The following is a 21551-nucleotide window of genomic DNA, read 5'->3' as shown; positions in this document are numbered from 1 at the left end:
CTAGCGCATGGCTTTTCGATTGCATTGAGATCATCGGAAGCACAATTATCTAGTGCTTTTTCAAAGTGATGCAAATGGCGATACTGGCAATACTTAGCGCACAAGTCATTAAACTGAAAGCCTCTGTAGGCTCTAGCGTTAGTAATGTTACAGCGTAAGCGCCTATGGCGGCCCCTGTCAGGTGAAAAAAGCCAGTGAGTGCTGCTAAAAAACCGGCAGATGTTTCAGAATAGCCCAGCATAATAGTTACGCTACAAGGCATAGCAATGCCAATGAAGAAGAACGTGATATAGCAGTAAGCCAAAATACTGACTAGCCCACTCTCTATGCCCAAGAAAACGGTCAATGCAAAAAGCACGGAAAATACCGCTAAACAGAGACTAGGTACCTTAAATTTTTGCAAAGGCGACAAAGAAGTCAGCCGAATATTGAATACGCTGCCTACAACGAAAGATAAGGTGGCTAGCAGTGAGTAAACCGAGAACAGGGTTTTGGAAAGCCCAAACTGCTGCATTACCATAGAGGGTGCAATAGTAATGAAACAAAACACAATGCCATACAAAAGCCCGCTAGCCATGCCTACCGAGACAAGCTTCACTATTGTGCTTTTTATAAGTTCTAACGTATGACTAAAAACATTGCCAGATACCGGTGGAGTAAAATGACTAAGAATGGTGGAAACTGAGAATAGCAAAAGTAGAGCGAGTAGGCCCATTACCAGCACGAAATAAAATATAGCGGAAATACCTAAAGACTCGCCAATTATTGTACCTACTAGAGGCGCTATTGCTGGGGCAATAGCAAAGGCAATATTGATAAGTGAAAGTGAAGTATTTAGCTGCTTTTCGCTAAATATTTGACGTGACAACCCTCGCGATACTGATACGCCGACGCCACCACCTAAGCCTTGCACCACACGACCTATAAGAAAAGCAGACTCTTCACTGGCAAGTGCCACCATAAGTGTACCTGCAATAAATACTAAGATTCCACAGAACAAAAATTTTTGCTTGTTTATGTAGTCGCACACTATGCCAGACGCTAACTGTGAAACTGAGAAGGCGACTAAAAACACAGCTACGCTTTGCTCAATCACGCTCACCTCACTGCCATACATAGTCGCTAATTCAAAAAAGAAGGGGCTATAAATGCTGGTAGAGACTTGGCCAAGAACGGACAAAATAGTGAAGGTAACCGTTAGCGAGTAAAACGCATGGCGCGACATGGTGTGCTTCATCTAATAAGAAACCGATAAATGGGTAAAGTAATGATAAACATAGGCTACAGATGAGGTATTACAGTTTTAATATGGCGTTTTTTTAAGTTTGAGCAAAAGTGCACAGCAAAGTGGTTACTAGTGGGGGGATTATTAGTCGATGACGCTGAGGGAATGGTGGCCCCACCCTGACTTGAACAGGGGACCTGCCGATTATGAGTCGGATGCTCTAACCAACTGAGCTATGGGGCCATTTTGAGATGTGCTGTGTAATTCTGTCTGCAAATTGTTTTGCATAACAACCACAAGCGAGCGCAAGTATAAGCAGTTTTATTTACCTTGTCACGCCTAGCTGATGGCTTTGTGAATTGTTTGCTTTATTTTTGTTCATTTTGTCGCTGTTTTGCTTGTTTTATGAATAGCTTTAGCAAACATTATTCGAAATCCAATACTTCCCACCCCCCCCCCTAACTACTAGAAGAAAGCACTAGAAGAAAGCACTAGAAAAAAAGCGCTAGAAAAAAGCATTACGGAAAAGTACTGGAAGAAAAGCTAACACTTTCTTTACCCCAATATCGCATATTTACTCTTTTTGTATGTTAGTCCGCCTTGACTCACAAACGCTAAAAGCAGCACTATTGCGTTTAATAGTCATGCACTCATTTTATCGATTACGTGGTGGGTGAAAGTGCAGCAGCTTCTGGCTGCGGAATATTTGAAGGAATTATTGAAGTAAATGAAAATACCTTTTCGCATGAAAGCTATATATACGTTACTTTTCGCTGCATTGCTTACACTGGTAGGGTGCGACGTGATTAACCTAAAAGGGCGCGAAGCGGGAGAAATACCCTTTAAACTTGTGGGTGTAGACACAGGCGCGTGCCCAATGATCATGAGCATTGGTCAGCAGCGTTGGAATATCGATTATTTCGGGTTCTATCTTAGCAAACCCGAAGTGCGCATAGATGGAAAATGGCAACGGGTGAAGTTCAAGCAGACTCAGTGGCAAACGCCTAATGAAGCATTGTTGAAATTTCACAACAAATGTAGCAACCCAGATGATGCTAACAGCAAAATAGTGTTAGATGTGTCAGAGGAACTCTTAAAACTAGCAACTAACCTTCGTTTTACTATGGGGTTACCTTTTGATGTTAACCACGCTGATCTCCTTACTCAACAGACGCCCTTAAACGATAAGACGATGTTTTCGAGTCGTCAAAATGGACACCAGTTTCTAAGGCTGGATGTTTCAAAAAGTGGTAGAGAAACACGTAAATGGTCTTATCATTTGGGAAGCGTAGGGTGTTCATCTGAGTCAGCGTCTGCGCCACCTGCAAAGTCATGTGCATTCACTAATCGCGTTGAATTTATTTTGCCAATGACTCAGTTAGATACTGACTTAGACTTAGAGGTTTCTGTTTCTAACATAGTGGCACAAGTTGATATAAACGAAGCTGAAAGCTGTGTTTTTAAGTCTCCTGAAACTAAGCCCTGTGAGAAGCTTATCCATAATCTCGTTTATAGACCGTGGATAAAATGGCAGTAAAATTGAAATAAACATAATTAAACACTAAAAATTAGCGATTTATTGCTCACATTTCGCAATTTATGTTTATACTTTGCACACATATATCAACCAAATGCTTATGTGCTGATTATTAACATCGTGATAGACTCGACGTTCACAATCTATGTTAATTATAAAAAAGCAGGTAAGCGGTCGCGGAGATGAGAATGACTGAAAAACCCTTCATTACAAGTGGTCGAAACACCATCATTCATAAAATTAGAAAGTTAGATTTATTGGTTATTAATGGCGATGACAACCCGCCAATCCTTGTGACCTACAAAGGCATTAAGCAATACGAAGGTAAAGTACCTGAGAATAAGCGTGATGCAAAAATGATGGATATGGAATTAGTAGATGTAACGACTAGCGATGTTTTCGGCGACGAAAAAACTTTAGTATTCATTCAAACGCTAAACGGAAAAGAATATAAAATTGACTACTCGAAAATTGGTACGGGTATGTTTATTAAAATTCACCAAGACAGCATTTTCTAAAAGCAGAACTACCTTTTGCAGGTAAACAAGCTTTTAGCTATGTGGGGTTAGGCAATCTGACCCCAATTGTCTGGCACTAAAGAATTAAAGCCTGCGATAACTCGGCCTTCCCCTTTAAGCTGTACATAACGTTTTTTAAAGATATTGAACCGACAGATGTCAACTGGGGTTACCTCGGATGAATTTACACCTGTAACCACACCCGCGGTCTTTAGCCCTTCAGAAATAAGCTCTGAACAAAACCAACTGCTAAAATCCTCGTTATTATAGCTAATACTACTAAATAGAGGGTGCTCGTCGAGTGCGTCTACAGCCGAACCGAATAGCTGAAGTATGTCGTAGGGTTTTCCTTCTTGCTCGCACATAAAGTCAAAGAATTTGCGTTTGTTTTGTTCGAAAATACTGCGCGATGCGTTTGATAAGGGCAGCCACCAAATATCGCCGTCGTACGATGCAACACGCTCGCTTAGCCGGTTTGTCATAACGCCCCGCTTGCCCTTGAACGACGTAGCTTCCATGACGTGATTGTAATATCGGCTTCTTTCCTGGTCGTGCGGCATAGTATGTGTAGCTTTGGTATGCGTAGCTTTCGTGTGTGTAATTTTGGTTTGTGTAACTATGGCAACATGGGTAACGGCTGAGCGCGTAGTAAGTTTTGTCCATCGGGAAAACAAGCTGTTTCCGCCAAACGCAATGATGTCGCCTGGCTGCATATGCTCTCTTATATGGTGATAGTGTTGCTGCTCTAACATTTCTCTTCCTTGAATTAATGCTATTGGCTTACGACATGCCTACTTTAAATTCTATTTTTATAATATCTTAGCGCTTCTTAACTATAGCTAGCAATTTTAAAATTTTTAGGTTGTTTCAAAATATGTTTTAAGCACGACTAATAACAGTTTAGGCAGATAGTTAAACCTTATCTTTTGTGCGCTTATCGCTACAACTCAGGTAACCGTATTTTAACGCTTCTGTAGCGTAAACATCATAAAACTTAACTAGGTTATGGGTGCGGCGACAAGTAGAGGTCGTCACCGCGTTGCCTAATACTATCAGAGGAAATTGTTATGTTTACGTTACGCCGTGTTACCCAAATCGCTTTACTAGGAACCACACTTTCTTTAACTGCTACTGCTGCTAATGCTGGCTCTTACCCAGCTGAGATAGAAGATAAGCTAATTGCTGTATGTGAAGCCGTAAAGAGCGATAGCCGCTTTAAACTACATCGCGCGGTAAAAGCAACAGGCTTAAGTATGAGAGACCTGCACGAAGGTTTAGTTTGTAATGGCCAAGATATGTTGACCTTTGCGGCTACTCATAACGCTTCTAAGAATGCTCAGCATATCGCGCGCCGAGTAAATGCAAGCCCAAGCGTATTGACCGCTAAACGCTAATTTGAGTTTTTTGCCCTGGACTTAGGGCTATGTGATGCATAGCCCCTTTTTTCCATCTTTCTTCAGCTAGTTCTTTAAAAAGCTGCGGTATAAAGCCTAAAAAGTCATAGCATCAATTAAATTGCAAGGGAGCGCAGATGATCTCATTAGTATTCTTACAATCTGCATCTAAGCAAGCCGCTCTTTGCAAAATCTTGAAGCAACTAAATCTGTTTAGCCATGTTTTTGGAGCTGAGTCGGTGGGTCACTGTTTAGCTTTGGCTGAAAAGTACCCTCAATCAATCGGTTTCTATTCGGTTTCAAAGTCATGCCGTAATCTTGCTTCAAAGTATTGGTTGGCGGTGGGCGACAAGGATGAAGAGGCACTTCTGGCGTTCTCGTACAACGCATCTGGTTTTATTACAGCGCCTTTTGAAGAGGACCAGCTAATACGTGCTATCGGATACGTTAAAAGCAAATTTGACTGTTTCGAACGTGATTTTCAATTTAACACAATGGTAAAAGGGCTGTGCAAACAGTACGGGGTATCTAAGCCCGCGTTGTTAGCGACATTACGCCAACAGTTAAGCAAGAGTATCAAACCTAATGTGGTCGGTATTAGAACTGAGAATGGGTGGTGTTGCTTAAATCCCGCTGATATTAAATGGATAGAAGCGGCAGGGGACTACATGTGTGTACAAACACTGTCTGAATGTTATGTAGTTCGCACAACTTTGTGTGAATTACTTAAGCGTCTTGGCGAGCAGTACTTTAAGCGCTGTAATCGTTCAGTAGCAGTAAATGCTAAATACGTCGCGCATCTAGATCAAAGGCTAAATCAGCAAAGAGTGGTTATGAAAAGTGGCGAGATCTTTAAAATAACCCACAAGTACTACTATCAGTTTTGGCATGTCGAGGGCCAAGAAAATCAAGAAAGAACATAAGGCCCATAAGACCATAGTCCCGCTGGTGGTGGAACTCGCTAATCGTTACACTTAGTACTTTATACTTGAAAGCAAGGACAGAAAGTGCGAAATGTAAGTAACGCAGTAGTGGGGGCCATAGTGGTTTTCGCTGCGTATTATGCTGGGCTTTTCGCCGTTACCATGTTGGCGTTACCTATTCCAGGCCCATTGGTTGGGCTTTGTCTGCTACTTGGTGTGCTCTTCACTTTTCCAAAACTGGAAGTTGCTACAGCTAGGTTTGTTACCTTTCCCTTAAAGCATATGTCATTGTTTTTCGTCCCAGCAGTACTAGGTGTGTCTATCTATTGGGATGATATTGAAGCCAATGCGCCAGCAATCGCCATTGCCATTCTCCTTACTACTTCATTAAGCTTAGGCGTCACAGCTTGGTTCGCACAGAAGCTATTTTGTAGCAAATTGAATAAACCTTCTAGCACTTCACAAACGGAAGGGGAGCTTGAATGATTGATGCTTTGAATCAGGTAATTAGCTTAAATGGGCTGTTATGGCTATGTATCACTGTTATCGGTTACCTTATTGCGCTTTGGGTTAATAAAAAGTGTAACGGTCACCCAATCGCGCACCCCATTATTTTTACGGCTGTCTTTGTTTCTGTATTCCTCTATTTGACCGATACTGAAGTGGTGAAGTATCAGCATTCAGCTTTATTAATTCACTGGCTTTTAGGGCCTGTCACTGTAGCGCTTGCATTACCAATTTATCGGCAATGGCAGTATTTAAAGCACTACGGATGGAGGTTAATAGTCAGTATTGGCTTTGGTGGAATAATTGCGCCTGTTACCGCATGGCTCACGCTTTTTGCGTTAGATGCACCATCCGCGCTAAAAATGACTATGTTAGCTAAATCAATCACCACACCTCTTGCGATGGAAGCCAGTGCTCACATCGGCGGAATTCCCGCGTTAGCAGCCGTTTTTGTTATCACTACAGGTATTGTGGGCGCTATTGTTGCGACCGCCGTGTTCTCTGTATTTGACGTACGTGACCGACAGGCGCAGGGCATTGCTTTAGGTACTGTTGCACATGCTATTGGAACCGCCAAATCAATACAAATGGGTGAGGACGTCGCCGCTATGGCTACCCTTGGGCTTTGTGTAAATGGAATATTTACGGCTTTGATACTCCCCCTAATCTTTGGCGTTTTTGTTTAAACTTTCAGTCCGAGACTTCAAACCTATAGCTATGTTGTAAGCTTATAGTTAAATGTAAAACACGCTGGCAATATTCCCCAAAAGTGCTATTTCTTAGTGAGGTGTTTCGTATCACCATATGCAGGTTATCTGTTTATAACGCCGATAGGGCACTACCGCTTACTGTACCTGAAGCAGAAATCATTACTTCAGTTCACAGTAGTTGTGCCGATACAGTTGAAATTACTAGAAAATATCAGCGGCAGCTGGTTGTAAAAGCTAGGTGGTAAAAGAACTTAATGTTTTCAGTACTCGTATGTGACGACTCGTTAGTTGCGCGCAAGCAAGTGGCTAAGTGCCTCCCCCAAGATTGGGACGTAGCCGTGCACTTTGCAAAAAATGGCCAAGATGCTTTGACTGCGCTCGCCGATGGTAAAGGCGATCTTTTACTCTTAGATTTGAACATGCCTGTTCTTGATGGATACGGTACGTTAGAGGCAATTAAACAGCGTGGTCTTAAAACCAAAGTTATTGTGGTATCTGGCGATATTCAGCCGGAAGCGCACGAAAGAGTGACATCATTGGGGGCGTTAGACTTTATCCGCAAGCCTGTCGACCCCAAGAAGCTTACTGAGGTTCTTGATAAATATAATATTCTTCACGCCGAGGAAGAAGAGCGAGAAGAAATTACGCCGCTTGACCCTGATATTCGCGATTGTTACCAAGAGATAACGAATATCGCAATGGGCCAAGCAGGCGACCACCTCGCGCGCACCATGAATGTGTTCGTAGAACTTCCCATACCTAACGTTAATCTCATTGAAGTTTCAGAGCTTCACATGATGCTTTCTGATATTGAAAGCCACGAGCAGGTTACCGCTGTTTGCCAAGGATTTTTGGGGCCCGGAGTAAGTGGTGAAGCACTGTGTATTTTAAGTGATTCAAGTTTTGATGATGTTGCTAAGATTTTAAACGTTGAAGGTGAAGTAGACGACCAACTTCAATTAGAGCTGCTTATGGATGCGGCGAGTATTCTTATTGGAACCTGCCTGACGGGGTTAGCAAACCAAATGGATATTAACTTCAGCCAAGGCCACCCTATTGTGCTTGGTCAGCACCGTGCCATCACTGAAATTATTGGTATGAATCAAATTAAGTGGAAGCGAACATTGGCGATAGAGCTTAGCTATGGGCTTGAAGGCTACAATGTTCAATGCGATTTGATTTTGTTGTTCACTGAAGAATCCATGAAAATGATGAATTCAAAGCTTGCCCACTTGTTGGAGGACTTCTGATGAGCCAGCATTTAGATGAGTTACAAGAATTCCATTGGATGATGGACATGCTACAAACGGTAGATGTGGGGATCGTTGTACTTGATCGTAATTTTACCGTACAGGTATGGAATGGCTTTATGGAGAGTCACAGTGGACTTTTGCCGAGCGAGGTAAGAGACAAAACGTTATTCTCGCTTTTTCCATCAATTAAGCAAGACTGGTTTATGAAAAAAGCTAAGCCTGTCTTCGACTTAAAAACTCGCGCTTTCATGACCTGGGAGCAGCGCCCGTATTTGTTCAAGTTTCCTAACTATCGGCCGATTACAGGTAGTGAGTCATTTATGTATCAAAACATTACGCTATCTCCACTTACTTCCGCAACTGGGAAGGTGGATTTTATTAGCATGATGATTTACGACATGACTGATGTGGCGGTAGGTAAAAAGCAGCTCGAGGCTCTGCAAGTTACGATGTCCGAAGAGCAAGAAGCGAGATTAGTCGCGAATAAATTGAAACACACCTTACCTTAACCGCTATTTGTAACGCAACAGAGGCCATAAGCCGCTTTGCGATTCCATCTATATCGAGTTTTTTCACGCGCTGCGTCTGGGCTTTTCAGCACTAAGTGCGATGGGAGTATGTATGCAATTAATTAAGTCTTCATTTTCAGGCTATTTACCACGTACTGTGGCGCGTGGACTAGCCATTTTGGGCGGCGCATTTATTTTAGCTGCCTGCGGTGGTGGCGGAGGCGGCGATGGTGACTCGAGCGATGACGGATCGGGTAACGGTAATTTAGTGATAAATGCTGGCCCTGATGCAACAGTAACAGAAGGCGTAACTTACTCGCTTAGCGCAGAGGTGAGCGGAGGTGATGGCACTTACACGTATAATTGGAGCGCATCTCCGTCACTAACCATCACCCATGAAGACACGAGTTCTTCTGCCGCTAGCTTCGAAGCGCCGCTGGTGGATAGTGCCACTGAATATACGCTGACCGTGTCGGTTAATGATCAGAGCGGTAATACGGCCAGTGACTTTACAGTAATTACGGTTGCGCCTGTAAATATTGCCCCTGAAGCCAGTATAGAAGTGCCCGAATGGGACGATTTGCCGGCTAATACATTCCCTGGAGGGGTAGAAATTGTCTTTGACGGTACTGGTAGTAGTGACTCAGATTCGACTGCCACAGAGGGCGAAATAGCCGATTACACGTGGACTCAAACCAGCGGGACCAATGTGATAACCGGTGTAGAAACTAACCTTTCTACGTTGACTATCGTAACGCCCATCGCCAACGATGCACAGCAGCTTACCTTTCAGCTAGAAGTGACCGATAGTGAAGGGGCTACTGATACCGATACCGTCACCATTTCTGTTCAATCTGAAACTGAAACCTTACCAGTTGTTGATGCGGGTTATTCTCAAGGCGTATTTAGTGGAGAAGTGGTTATTTTAGATGGCGAGGCCAGCACTAGTATTCCTAGTGCTTTGCCGCTTACTTATTCATGGGAGCGCAGTAATAACGTTTCCTCAAGCACTACGCTAGCTTCAAATGCTGAAATTAGCGCAGTAGATGACAATGATGCACTATCCACATTTGCTATAGCACCTTCTGTATCGTCCTCTACTGTTGTGGCCTATACCCTTACTGTCACCGACGCCAACGGCAATAGCGTTGAAGACACGATTAACGTAAATATACGCCCAATGCCAACGCCGCTTTTGAACGATACAGGCTTTTTGCAGCAAGCGACCAATAATGCATTAACCGAAGCGCAGCAAAACGACTTTCCTGGGCAGGACGGGCAACGAGGCGCTGATATTATTGAGCAAAACGGCTTAATAGAAAAAGCAGGGCGTGGTAAAGCTGGGTTTGACTTCACGCGCTTAAACGCTAACGGTGATGAGCAGGATGCCAGTGCTGATACATGGTCGTGCGTTCGAGATAATGTAACCGGGCTAGTATGGGAAGTGAAAACCGACGACGGTGCATTTCAAGACAAAGACTATACATACTCTTGGTATAGCGACGAGGTAAATGGTGGATTTGAAGGTGATGAAACAGGTTCGAATGCTACGTGCTTATTAACTAACTGCAATACATCTGCGTATGTTGAAGCTGTAAATGCGCAAGGCTTGTGTGGTTTTTACGACTGGCGTTTACCTACTCATCATGAACTATTTTCTTTAATGCACTTAGGCATTGCCGACGATGTTGCTATTGATGAAGATTATTTCCCTAATACAGGCGCAGTCTCTACCGAACCGCTTTGGTATTGGACATCCGTGCCTAGTGCAGACGGGGTAAATAGCGACGACGCGCAAAATGCATGGGCTTTAGATTTTGACTCGGGCGTAGATAACTTTCTAAACAAGTCATCATCAGCGCGTGTTCGTTTAGTAAGAGCGGGGAGATAGTCATGAGTAAGCTAGTTAATACGATCGCCAAAAAAGTGATGAAAAAAACAATGATTACTTCAATTAATCTGTTCGCTGCATCAGCATTGCTTATGGTTGGTTCGGCCTCAGTTCATGCCCAAGAATGTCTATCAGATGGGCTTGAAACCACGCCAAATGATAATTTTGAAGCGGTTACCACTAGTACCTTGCTAGACACCACAACAGATTTGGTGTGGATGCGTTGTTCGGAAGGGCAAACGTGGGATGGCTCTACGTGTAGTGGTGAAGCGGTAAAATATACGTGGCAGCAGGCCTTACAGCTTGCGCAGCAGGCGAGCAACGATGATTTATTGGGGTGGCGCTTGCCTAACGTTAAAGAGTTGGCAACGCTAACAGAACGAGACTGCGTGCGACCTGCCATTAATAGTTCACTTTTTCCGGCAACGCCGCCAGATGACTTTTGGACTTCTACCCCTTCAGCGGACGATCCAGACCGAGCATGGGTTGTTGCGTTCTTTAACGCTAGTCATTCCATAAAAGAAAAAGACCGATTCATATATGTACGTTTGGTACGCACCTACACCGACGAATAGGTGTAGGTAAAGATCTACATCCTTTCTTATTAGTCTTTCGTCTAGTATCTGATACTGAGACTTTTTATCAACAAAGCACGCTCTATAATGCGTGCTTTGTTGTTTTAGGTCTGAACGTTAAAGATACAGATGTTTATCGTTCTCATTAATGACCCATTTACGAGTTGCGTAAAATGATCATCTCGACATGTTCAACCTGATTTTTAGCACGTTAGACTCATGATGGCTTTTTATTTCTTAGTAAGCTAGCCACAATGATGGTATGAAAATGATATCGCGCCTTAAGGCTTTTCTCTTCACAATTTGTTTATTCGCTGGACTCAGTACATCGGCGCAAGCTGAATATACGTGCAACATCGATTTTGCCTACGGTATTGCCGTAAACAATGCGCAGCTTCGTGTAATGGATAAAACCCGCACCGTAGTTCAGATTAATGACCAAAACCAACTGTTCATAGGCGGGCGTTGGCAAACCTTAAGCGAACAAGAAAAGCAGTGGCTTAACGAGTATTCTTCAGGTTTGCACTATGTGGTTCCCAAAATGATTATTTTGGCTACCGAAGGTGTGGACTTGGCGATTGACACCATTGAACACGTGTATTTAGGTTTAGTTGGTAGCGATCACGATAGCTATGAACGATTAAACGCTGCTATGAAGCGCGTGCAAAATCGCGTGAAAGATAAATTCAGGCACGCCAGTAATCATTATTTTATCGGCCCCGGGTCACTGGAAAGCGTTGACGAATTTGTTGATAGTGAAATAGAAGCACAGCTTGAGGAAGCAATTTCTACCTCAGTAGGCGGTATATTATCGGCAATTAGCGGCATTAATACGGGAAGCGGCGAGGTTAACCAAGAGAAAGTAGCGGAAATTACTCGTCAGCTAAATAACGTGGGCGAGCACCTGGATGTAGGCGACAAAGCCACCACCTTGCGTAAAAAAGCAGAGTGGTTTTGTGAAAAGCTCAAACGCTTAGACGTTGCAGAAGAAAACCTTCGCGCTAGCGTACCTGCCTTTAAACCTTACAATATCATTACTCGTCACGACGAAAGCGAAAACTAGACGCAGTTAGAAGAGTAATACTATCTATTAAAAGATCATTAAAATAATAAAGCCTGCGCGAGCAGGCTTTTTCGTTCTAAGTCCTCATAGAAACCAGGAAAGCAAAGAGCTTAAAAGAGCGGGTTTAAACGAAGCACGACAGTAGGGAGTTAAGGTATCTTCGTCCTTTAGCAGTTACCTGCCAGTGACTATCTGAAATAGAAAGTAGCCCTTGGTGATGAGCATCAGACAATGCGCGCTTAACGTCATCCGTTAACTCAGTACCTGTAAAGTCACTAAAGTCACTCATCGGGCAAGGCTCAACTAAGCGAAACCTGTTCATAAAGAATTCAAACGGCAGATCGTCTGCACTAACCAGCGTTTGCGTATCTAAATACGGGCGGCTCATTTCCATGTAGCCTCTGGGATGCTTCACTTTAACTGTACGATGAATTGTGCCGTTAGCGGCATCAGTAATCTTTCCGTGTGCACCGCATCCAATACCTAAGTAATCGCCAAAGCGCCAGTAATTAAGGTTATGGCGGCATTGGTGCCCCGCTTTGGCGTAGCCTGAAATTTCGTACTGGTGATAGCCTGCTTGCTCTAAGAGGCTGTGGCCTTTTTCCTGTATCTCCCACAGAATGTCGTCGTCTGGCAGTTCTGGTGGCTTTGAATAAAAAGGCGTGTTTGGCTCGATAGTTAGCTGATACCACGACAGGTGATAGGGATTTAACTCAATACCTTGCTTTAGATCTGCCATGGCATTGTCCACGCTTTGTTCCGGCAATCCATGCATAAGATCTAAATTAAACGTAGGTAGCCCCGCGCTGTGTGCTTGTTTTACCGCATTTCCAGCTTGGCTTTCATTGTGGATACGGCCTAGCACTTTTAAATGCTTAGGCTGGAAACTCTGAATACCCACCGAAATACGGTTTACGCCTGCCTGATAAAAGCCAGCGAACTTACCCGCTTCAACGGTACCTGGGTTGGCTTCCATGGTTATTTCAGCGGTGTCACTCAAATTAACCCGCTGTTTAACGCCGTTTAAAATGTCAGCCATGGCCTCGCTTGAAAACAAACTGGGCGTGCCACCGCCTATAAAGATTGTCTCAACAGGGCGATCGCCAATGCGTCTGGCATCAATGGCTAAATCGTCCAGCAGATGCGCCACATATTCTTTTTCGGGCAAGTCAGACTTAAGCCCGTGAGAATTAAAATCACAGTACGGACACTTTTGAACACACCAAGGGATGTGGATATAAAGGCTAAGCGGAGGATTACGCAAAAGTCGCTCTCATACTATCAAGCAAAATCGCTAGGGCGTTGCCGCGATGGCTAATGCGGTTCTTTTCGGCTTTTTCTAGTTCTGCCGCAGTGCATCCATGAGTTGGCACGTGAAAAACAGGGTCGTAACCAAAACCGTCGTTACCAGAGCGAGCATTTAAAATTTCACCTTGCCATTTGCCTTGGCTAACCAAGGGTACTGGGTCATCTGCATGGCGCATAAACACCAAGGTACAGAAGAAGTGCGCTTTACGCTGGCTCTCACCATCAAGGGCAGCTAATAGCTTGTCGATATTGGTATCATCAGTTGCATCAGCGCCAGCATAGCGGGCTGAATAAATACCAGGTGCACCGCCAAGGGCGTCGACGACTAAACCTGAGTCGTCGGCAATAGCTGGCAAGCCTGTTACTTGCGCCGCATGACGCGCTTTAATAATGGCATTTTCAACGAATGTTGTACCGGTTTCAGGCACATCAGATACACCTAATTCTTTTTGCGCCACAACGTCTACACCGTAATCGGCAAACAAGGAAGCGAACTCACGCACCTTGCCTTGATTACCTGTGGCTAAAACAATTTTTTCTGGGAATTTCATTGTGTACTCTTTTGAACTAACGGTGAGTTAAGGCGGTGGGCAGCGGCTGCGGGCGAAACATTGCCTCCACAAACACGCGGTAAACACATCCATGTGCGCTCCGCTGCCGCATCCCTGCGGCAGAGGGTTTGTGTCGGCAATGTTCCACCTACGTCCTGACCCACCGCATTAACTCACCTGAATGCTACTTGTTGGCTATTTTCGCACGTTTTACTTTTTCTTTTTAGGCTTAGCTTTTGCCTTGGCTTTGTCTTTGGCCTTTACTTTTTTCTTTTTCGGGCCAATCTTAGGCGTTTTGTTTTTAGGGCGTAGCTCCTCAATAACGCGAGCTTTAAGTGGTTCGCCCATGTAACGTGCGGTTTTGGCTACCATGTCAAAATCGTGGGCCTCAACCAAAGATATAGCCGTACCTTTTGCGCCGGCACGACCTGTTCTGCCTATACGGTGAACGTAAACGTCGGCCTTGCGCGGCATGTCGAAGTTAATAACGTGGCTTACATTAGGTACGTCGATACCACGAGCTGCAACGTCAGTTGCCAATAAGATTGGTACCTCACCACTTTTAAAGCGAGCCATGGCTGCATTACGCTTGTCTTGTGGCATTTCGCCCTGTAGCCAACACACTGGAATGTCTTTAGACGCTAAGAAATCTTTTAGCATCTGTAAGCGGTCGCGAGTTTTTACAAAAACAACAGCAGATGTAGTCGTCTCTTGCTTTAAGATATTTACCAGCAGGGCTTGCTTGTGATTCATGTCATCAGCAAGGTGATACCACTGATGAATTTTGTTCTTCTCTTTGCGTGACGGGTTCGCTTCCACAACTTCAGGGTTGTTAAGAATGTCGTGGGCGAAGGTTTTAACCCCTTTACCTTCTAACGTGGCTGAGAACAGTAGGTTTTGCTTGCGCCAGCGCGCTTCGGCAGCAATTTGGTTAACTACCGTTGAGAAACCCATATCCAACATGCGGTCAGCTTCATCAAGGATCAAACACTCGATATCACGGCAATCTGCGGCTTCTTTTTCGATATGCTCAAGCAAGCGACCTGGTGTAGCCACAAGAATATCAAGATTCTTGCTTAAGGTTTCTTTATCGGTACCGTAGTTAATACCGCCGGTTATTACGCCGCACACAATTTGTGTGTGCTTTGTTATGGCTAGGGCTTGTTCGTAAACCTGTAACGCTAACTCGCGGGTAGGTGTTAGGATCAAAATGCGTGTAGCACCAGGCTGTCTGCGCGGGTAATCAAGTAAAAATTGGCACGCAGGCAATAAGAATGCGGCTGTTTTACCGGTACCTGTAGGAGCAGACGCCAAGATATCTCGTCCATCTAATGCATGCGGGATAACCAGTTCTTGAATGCTAGTTGGAGTTTCAAACCCCATATCGGCAGCTGCGTGACACAGTGCTTCGTCTAATTCGAGTTCTTCGAAAGTCATAGTATAAAAAACGCTCTAAATGAATGGGGCGTATTGTAGCATTGATACGCCATTTTAAGCAGTAAATCTCAACCGACTTCAACAAGTCATTCTTTTCTAAGAAGTTGATTTATTGCTTTCATAATACTTTGGTAGAGATCTCAATAAAAAAATGGCTCTGTTAAATTTTCTAAACTATACCTGTTAATAATCGCTACACCTATGTCTTATTCTCAGTTCTTACTTGTGCGTGAAGGGAAGCTCAGTGACTTTAAAAAAACGTTTAATTATTGCTATTGTTTCTTTGGTAACGATGGCAGTCTTGCTGTTGTCCGGTCTATCACTATACGTATCAGTGACAAGTGCTGAAAGTGCACTTCAAGCGTCAGCAAAAGACAAGTTACGCCAGCAGGCAATTCAAACTAAATCTGCTATTCAAGATTACATGGCTTTTAATGAGAAGCAGATACGCAACTTTTCTGAATCTTCTCTAGTATTAGAAGCTACTAAGGCTTTCGTTCCAGCTTACAAAAGCTATATGAAAGAGCGCTCTGCTTTGACTGACTCTCAAAACGATGTTCTGTCTGGTTATTACGTGCAAGAATTTGCAGTACGTTATGAAGAGCGAAATGCTCAAGAGCTTCAGCAAGTAGATTCTCTCATTGACCCATTACCTCTGGTTGCCAAAACGTTGCAATATGACTTCATTGCAAATTCTACGTTACCCATAGGACAGAAGGACGGTCTTACTGATTTGTCCAATTCAACAACATATTCAAAAGTACATGCTCGCTATCATGAGGAAATAAGACGGTTTCTAAATGAATTTGGTTACTACGATATTTTTATCGCTGACCCCACTACAGGGAACGTTGTTTATAGCGTATATAAAGAACTCGATTACGCAACAAGTTTGATAAACGGCCCCTATGCAAACACAGGGATAGGAGAAGCATTTTCCTTAGCAAAACAAGTTGCTAATAAAGACAGCGTATCGGTTAGTAAACTTGAAAAATATCTACCTTCTTATGACGCAATGGCGGGTTTCCTGTCGAAACCAATAACTGATGCCGATGGGTTAACGGTTGGCATTCTGATATTTCAAATTCCGATAGACAAAATCAGTTCTATTCTAACTCATCAATCTAAATGGAAGCAGAACGGGTTTGGTGAATCTGGAGAAACTTACCTTGTCTCACCTGACAAGCTGCTAGTCACTGAAAGCCGATTCTTTTTGGAAGATAAACAAGCTTATCTAAAAGCCATTGAAAAGAATTCTCCAAAAGTAGCTGCTCAGGCAAGAGATGCTGATACTTCTGTTGGAATACAGCCGGTTGATACCGAATCGGTTAGAAATTCGTTAAACGCAGAGGAGGGCTTTCGAAAAATAAAAGATTATCGTGGCGTAGATGTTTTCTCCTCTTATGTTCCCTTAAAAATTGGTGAGTATAATTATGGGCTTTTAGCTGAAATAGATGTGGAAGAGGCTCTGTCGCCCGCTTATGCGTTACGCTCCAAATTAACAATTTCAACAGTAATTGAAGCGATAATCATTTTGGGTGTCGCGATTATAATTGCACTATGGTTAGCGAAAGTTTTAGTTCAGCCACTTTTGCGAGTAGGCCAAGCCTGCAATGAGCTTTCAAATGGAAATGGAGATCTCACGATAAGATTAGAACCCTCTTCTATTTCTGAAATAAACAATGTCATCCTTCCGTTCAACAGTTTTATTGAGCAGATACAAAATATCGTTCTCAAAATAAAAGAAAACAGTGAAAGCGTATTTTCATCAGCGCAAGGGCTTAGCGCTACTATGGAACAGAGTAGTAATAGTGTTGACCAACAGCTGCAAGAGACACAAATGGTCGCTACCTCGGTAGAAGAGCTATCGATGTCAATTGCTGATGTTGCCAGAAATACTGTTGATACAAAAGACGCTACTGAAAACGCAACCCTAAGCTTAAATGAGAATATGCAACGAGCGGACTTAGCGGCTGATAATATAAAGCTATTAGTAAGGCTTCTAGGTGACTCAAGGGAGGTAATATCTTCTTTGCAAAGAGAAGTTTCACACATAAATAGTTTACTTAGCGATATTACGTCTATTGCCGATCAAACGAATCTTTTGGCGCTTAACGCTGCAATAGAAGCTGCTAGAGCAGGTGAAGCAGGGCGAGGATTTTCTGTTGTTGCTGATGAGGTAAGGGCTTTAGCGAATCGTTCACAAAGCAGTACCGTTGAAATATCGCAGATTGTAGACAGAATGAATCACGCTTCAAGTTTATCTGTCAAGGAAATGGATAAGGCTACAACCGCTGCAGATGGCGGCATTCATTTGGTTGATCTTGTTACTACAGCCATGAATGAGTTGTCAAAGATAATTATAAAAGTGAAAGCCATGGCTGACAGTGTAGCGACCGCAACGGAAGAGCAAAATGTTACGTCTGAAAGTGTTAGCGAGAGTGTAAATAGTATCGCTGCACAATCAGAAGAAATGTCGCGCGGCGTGGCAGTAGCTACTCGTTCAGCTCAGGACCTTTCTGCGATTGCCGAAGAAAATAAGAAGTTGGTATCAAGATTCAAAGCTTAAACTAAATTTTGATTAACGATTTAAAAGAGAAGCCGTAAAACCTATCTGAGGAAACTTCATCAGTGAAATTTACGGCGGATGAATCGCGATATTTATATTACTCCGCTATTGATGCAATGGCGCTTAATTTGGCTTTACTCAGTGCTTCTTTGATTTCAGGGCCTTTAACGCCGGTGGCAATGATGTCTTGCACATTTACTTGGTTGGCGGCTGCCAACGCATTTTTAATGTGCTTCTGTTGATGTTGCCAATCTACGCCGTTGTTATGAGCATAAGGCGCAAAAGCGCTAAGTAATAATGTGAAACGTTCCTCTCTTCGCCACGCATCACAGCCATTGAACAGGGCAAGTAAATCGGCGGGCGAGTTCTGCGCGTTCAAAAGAAAGCCTTTGAATTTGCAGGCAAGGCTGACGATTTCACTAACTTGGTTTTGCACTTTGAGCCGACTGCATAACTGTTTCGCTTCTTCCTCATTAAGGTGAGTGAGCAGGGCAGTAAACCTTGTTATCAGCCTAGCGGTTTCTGAATCGCTACTTTCAGGTAATGGGGTTTCTGAACCCGTGTATTTAACAACGCTTTCGTTTTCAGCCTTTTCTAGTGCTACCGCCGTTTTTAACGTTTCCAGAGCAGTATCTACGTTTCTTTCAAGCTCAGTAAACCAGTCATTGAGGCCATGGGCTTGGTATAATACAGTGAAAAAAACATGCGGTGTTTTCTCTAAAAGACTGCGCTTTGTTTCTTGCCATACCCGCTCTGCACTTAGCGTGCTTAGCTCGCCGCTTTGGGCCATAGACTGCATAAGAGCCATGGTTTCAGTGGCGATAGTAAACCCCAAATAAGCATAGCGGGTGGCAAACCGAGCAACGCGAAATACGCGTAAAGGGTCTTCACTAAAGGCTTCAGATACGTGGCGAAGTAGGCGGTTTTCTAAATCTTTTTTACCACCATAGGGGTCGATAAGTTTTCCATAGTTGTCTTGCGCTATCGCGTTAACGGTAAGGTCCCGGCGTAACAAATCTTCTTCTAACGTCACCGAGCTTGACGCATCGCAAACAAAACCGGTGTAACCTTTTCCTGACTTACGTTCTGTGCGTGCAAGTGCGTATTCTTCCTGTGTTTTTGGATGTAAGAAAACAGGGAAGTCTTTGCCTACTTGAGTATAACCCTGGCTAAGCATTTCTTGCGGTGTGGCGCCCACCACTACATAGTCACGTTCTACAACTTTTCTGTTCAACAGTGCGTCACGTACTGCGCCACCAACGAGATATACTTGCATGCTCTTCCAACGATTTTTTAGTTAGTAATACTTTTTAGATTGGGAATGCATCGACTTTTGACGTGTAATGAAAATCAACCTTCCCAAGGTAACTGAGGCGCAGTATAGCAATGTTACAAATAAAATTCGTCGCCACATCGTTATGCGCTTTCACTTCAAGGTTGCGTCTGGTAGTTTAATCGTCGTTAAAAATTAAAACAGATAGGCGCTTCAGCAACCATGTATTTGAACTACTTCGGGTTAAATGACAATCCTTTTTCGATTGCGCCTAACCCCGATTATTTGTATATGAGCCCAAGACACAAAGAGGCATTAGCCCATTTGACCTTCGGCCTTAGGGAAAGCGGTGGCTTTGTGATGCTCACCGGAGAAGTGGGGACTGGGAAAACCACAGTTTCAAGAAAATTGTTGCAGCAGCTACCGGACAATACCCAAGTAGCTATGATATTAAACCCTACCTTATCTGCTCTTGAGCTATTAGCGACGGTGTGTGATGAACTAGGCTTACCCTATACACCAGAGAAAGCCAGCCTTAAGTATTTTACTGATTTAATTTTGTCTAAGCTGGCCGAAAATCACCAATCAGGCATTAACACGGTGCTTATGGTAGATGAAGCGCAGCATCTACTGCCTGAAGTATTAGAACAACTTCGTTTATTGACCAACCTTGAAACAAACCGTGAAAAGCTGTTAAAGGTCGTTCTGATTGGACAGCCTGAATTACAGCAGTTGTTAAAGCGTAACGAATTACGTCAGCTGGCTCAACGCATTACCGCTCGTTATCATCTGCTGCCCTTAACTGCGCCTGAAGTTAGTGCTTACATAGCACACCGCTTAAGCGTGGCTGAAGGTGATATCAGTATTTTCAGTAAGTCTACATTGCGTGCGGTGCATCAAATTACTGGTGGGATTCCAAGGGTAATTAATTTGCTGTGCGACCGAGCGTTAACCTTATCTTTTACTAAGCAGCATGCGGTTGTGCAAAAGCCTATATTCTTGGCCGCGGCAGAGCAAATTCTAGGTGAAGATGTTGTTAGTCAGCGCGTGCAAAGCCAGCGTAAATGGTATCTCGCATCGGCGTTTGTTTTGGCCATCATATTCGGCTACGGGTTAGGGAGTTTGTATGTCTAATATCGTTGCCATTGAAAATTTAATGCCCGGTATGGTGATTGTTCAAATTACCAAGCAAAATGGGCCAGTTAAAATTAGAAAGTCAGGTTTAGTGACAAGCGATGCTATGGTGCAGGGCTTGGCTGAAATGGGTGTGCAAGAGGTTGAAATAGACCCGGAGCAAACCGTGGAAATAGCACCTGCAACAACGCACCACAGAACGCAAACCCAAGCTTTGCTGCGGGGCGAGCACGATACTACCGCCAAATTTGATAAATCCCTTAACGAGCAGTTTAATCGCAGTTTGTTTTTGCCAACAGTAGAAGGGCTTCCGTCAGCATGGAAGCTTTACACCAAGCAAGTTGCGCTATTTGCCGTCGTTATTCTTGGCGGTTTATGCATTGGCTTTTCCGCCGCTACAGCCAAGCGCTGGTGGCCGATGTTAACGGCGCCCGCGGCGGCACCTACGACAGCGTCCGAAGCCAGCGCAGCAAAGAAAGACAAAAGCGATGACGCTTCGGAGCTTGTCGCTACGCAAAATGGTAGCGAAATACCCGCTACCTCGGAAAATCAAAGTGAACAAATACAACCCACAGACCAGACAGATATACAAAGTGGCAGTTCGAGTATTGCTAAAGACGAAGCTAGCGATATAGTTGCCAACACGCCCTCTTCTAGCGAAGCAGCCATTGAGCCAAACACGCAGCCCGACATTACGCGAAGCAACAAAGCAGATGACAGTGTAGCGGCTACACAGGGTAGTAATTCAAGCGAAACTCAGTCTTCACAAGATTACGAAGGTACAGTGTTAAACGAAACCGCACCTCAATCTGACGTATCGGTGTCGCCGGAGCTTATGGCGCGCTTTAACGCTGCTGTGGCGGCATTAGACTCGAAAGCGCAAGACGATAAACCCACCGAAGAAGAAACAAAAATCACAGTTAAAGACGACCTGCCTCGTGTTGATCAATTACCCGTTCGCTTGTTAACGCGCCTTCCTACGATGAATTTTAGTGCTCACATGTACGCTTCTCGACCATCCGATAGGTGGGTCAGAGTCAATGGGCGTCAGATAGGCGAGGGCGACTGGATTGCCGATAGAGTGCAAATTGTGAATATTGAAGCGCAGCGCGTGGTGCTTTCTTTTGAAGACGAAATCTTTACCATGGCGGCATTAACTGACTGGTAGTCGTTT

Annotated in this window: 20 protein-coding genes and 1 tRNA gene; 14 read left to right on the top strand and 7 right to left on the bottom strand. The window is 43.9% G+C overall.

The window, feature by feature from the left end:
• Window positions 1–49: 49 nt before the first annotated feature.
• On the bottom strand, window positions 50–1237 hold the full coding sequence (locus tag ACYX4N_RS17055; protein WP_476054876.1) for an MFS transporter: 1188 nt from the start codon (window positions 1235–1237) through the stop codon (window positions 50–52).
• A gap of 154 nt (window positions 1238–1391) precedes the next feature.
• Window positions 1392–1468, bottom strand: a tRNA-Ile gene (locus tag ACYX4N_RS17050).
• 484 nt (window positions 1469–1952) lie between these two features.
• Between ACYX4N_RS17050 and ACYX4N_RS17045 the strand changes: the two genes are divergently transcribed.
• Both ACYX4N_RS17045 and ACYX4N_RS17040 read left to right on the top strand, forming a co-directional pair.
• Window positions 1953–2762 (top strand): MbnP family protein, encoded by an 810-nt coding sequence (locus ACYX4N_RS17045; protein ID WP_476054874.1) that lies wholly within the window; start codon window positions 1953–1955, stop codon window positions 2760–2762.
• A 188-nt stretch (window positions 2763–2950) separates the two neighbouring features.
• Window positions 2951–3280 (top strand): hypothetical protein, encoded by a 330-nt coding sequence (locus ACYX4N_RS17040; RefSeq protein ID WP_334057245.1) that lies wholly within the window; start codon window positions 2951–2953, stop codon window positions 3278–3280.
• Between the two features lie 47 nt (window positions 3281–3327).
• Here the strand turns inward: ACYX4N_RS17040 and ACYX4N_RS17035 are convergent, their stop codons facing one another.
• Window positions 3328–4032 (bottom strand): hypothetical protein, encoded by a 705-nt coding sequence (locus tag ACYX4N_RS17035; RefSeq protein WP_476054873.1) that lies wholly within the window; start codon window positions 4030–4032, stop codon window positions 3328–3330.
• A 315-nt stretch (window positions 4033–4347) separates the two neighbouring features.
• On the opposite strand from ACYX4N_RS17035, the gene ACYX4N_RS17030 reads away from it, so the two are divergent.
• From ACYX4N_RS17030 to ACYX4N_RS16990, 9 genes are all read left to right on the top strand, one after another.
• The gene (locus ACYX4N_RS17030; RefSeq protein ID WP_476054871.1) at window positions 4348–4674 is read left to right on the top strand and encodes a DUF3718 domain-containing protein; all 327 of its coding nucleotides are present in this window, start codon (window positions 4348–4350) and stop codon (window positions 4672–4674) included.
• A gap of 137 nt (window positions 4675–4811) precedes the next feature.
• Entirely contained in the window at window positions 4812–5597 is a 786-nt protein-coding gene (locus tag ACYX4N_RS17025; RefSeq protein ID WP_476054870.1) for a LytR/AlgR family response regulator transcription factor, read from the top strand.
• Between the two features lie 84 nt (window positions 5598–5681).
• Window positions 5682–6083 carry a CidA/LrgA family protein gene (locus tag ACYX4N_RS17020; protein ID WP_476054869.1) on the top strand — a complete coding sequence of 134 codons (402 nt, stop codon included), beginning with the start codon at window positions 5682–5684 and terminating at the stop codon, window positions 6081–6083.
• A complete protein-coding gene (locus ACYX4N_RS17015) occupies window positions 6080–6790 on the top strand; it encodes an LrgB family protein (RefSeq protein ID WP_476054868.1) in 711 nt (236 codons plus the stop codon). The genes ACYX4N_RS17020 and ACYX4N_RS17015 overlap by 4 nt, the downstream gene beginning before the upstream one ends.
• A gap of 278 nt (window positions 6791–7068) precedes the next feature.
• On the top strand, window positions 7069–8064 hold the full coding sequence (locus ACYX4N_RS17010; RefSeq protein WP_474808441.1) for a response regulator: 996 nt from the start codon (window positions 7069–7071) through the stop codon (window positions 8062–8064).
• Window positions 8064–8576, top strand: coding sequence for a PAS domain-containing protein (locus ACYX4N_RS17005; RefSeq protein ID WP_476054867.1), 513 nt, complete (start codon window positions 8064–8066; stop codon window positions 8574–8576). Before ACYX4N_RS17010 ends, ACYX4N_RS17005 begins: the two co-directional genes overlap by 1 nt.
• 112 nt (window positions 8577–8688) lie before the next feature.
• Window positions 8689–10467, top strand: a complete 1779-nt coding sequence (locus tag ACYX4N_RS17000; RefSeq protein WP_476054865.1) for an Lcl C-terminal domain-containing protein — start codon at window positions 8689–8691, stop codon at window positions 10465–10467.
• Window positions 10468–10469: 2 nt separating this feature from the next.
• A complete protein-coding gene (locus ACYX4N_RS16995) occupies window positions 10470–11042 on the top strand; it encodes an Lcl C-terminal domain-containing protein (RefSeq protein WP_476054864.1) in 573 nt (190 codons plus the stop codon).
• A gap of 268 nt (window positions 11043–11310) precedes the next feature.
• Complete coding sequence (locus tag ACYX4N_RS16990) at window positions 11311–12105, top strand: YggN family protein (protein ID WP_474808437.1); 795 nt, start codon at window positions 11311–11313, stop codon at window positions 12103–12105.
• Window positions 12106–12229: 124 nt separating this feature from the next.
• Here ACYX4N_RS16990 and hemW read toward each other — a convergent pair whose 3' ends face one another.
• From hemW to srmB, 3 genes are all read right to left on the bottom strand, one after another.
• Window positions 12230–13369, bottom strand: coding sequence for a radical SAM family heme chaperone HemW (hemW, locus tag ACYX4N_RS16985; RefSeq protein WP_476054863.1), 1140 nt, complete (start codon window positions 13367–13369; stop codon window positions 12230–12232).
• Complete coding sequence (locus tag ACYX4N_RS16980) at window positions 13362–13964, bottom strand: XTP/dITP diphosphatase (protein WP_476054861.1); 603 nt, start codon at window positions 13962–13964, stop codon at window positions 13362–13364. Before ACYX4N_RS16980 ends, hemW begins: the two co-directional genes overlap by 8 nt.
• Window positions 13965–14174: 210 nt before the next feature.
• Window positions 14175–15401 (bottom strand): ATP-dependent RNA helicase SrmB, encoded by a 1227-nt coding sequence (gene srmB, locus ACYX4N_RS16975; RefSeq protein ID WP_476054860.1) that lies wholly within the window; start codon window positions 15399–15401, stop codon window positions 14175–14177.
• A gap of 244 nt (window positions 15402–15645) precedes the next feature.
• Here srmB and ACYX4N_RS16970 point away from each other — a divergent pair, with 244 nt between their 5' ends.
• Window positions 15646–17970, top strand: coding sequence for a methyl-accepting chemotaxis protein (locus ACYX4N_RS16970; RefSeq protein ID WP_476054858.1), 2325 nt, complete (start codon window positions 15646–15648; stop codon window positions 17968–17970).
• A 97-nt stretch (window positions 17971–18067) separates the two neighbouring features.
• Here ACYX4N_RS16970 and ACYX4N_RS16965 read toward each other — a convergent pair whose 3' ends face one another.
• Window positions 18068–19246 (bottom strand): tRNA nucleotidyltransferase/poly(A) polymerase-related protein, encoded by a 1179-nt coding sequence (locus tag ACYX4N_RS16965; protein WP_476054856.1) that lies wholly within the window; start codon window positions 19244–19246, stop codon window positions 18068–18070.
• A gap of 219 nt (window positions 19247–19465) precedes the next feature.
• On the opposite strand from ACYX4N_RS16965, the gene ACYX4N_RS16960 reads away from it, so the two are divergent.
• The gene (locus ACYX4N_RS16960) at window positions 19466–20377 is read left to right on the top strand and encodes an ExeA family protein (protein ID WP_476054854.1); all 912 of its coding nucleotides are present in this window, start codon (window positions 19466–19468) and stop codon (window positions 20375–20377) included.
• A complete protein-coding gene (locus ACYX4N_RS16955; protein WP_476054853.1) occupies window positions 20370–21545 on the top strand; it encodes a general secretion pathway protein GspB in 1176 nt (391 codons plus the stop codon). The genes ACYX4N_RS16960 and ACYX4N_RS16955 overlap by 8 nt, the downstream gene beginning before the upstream one ends.
• Window positions 21546–21551 lie beyond the last annotated feature (6 nt).

Source organism: Alteromonas sp. ABH4_452, assembly GCF_056311825.1.
The sequence above is the reverse complement of the archived record's forward strand: the minus strand, read 5'-3'. Positions and strand labels throughout refer to the sequence as shown.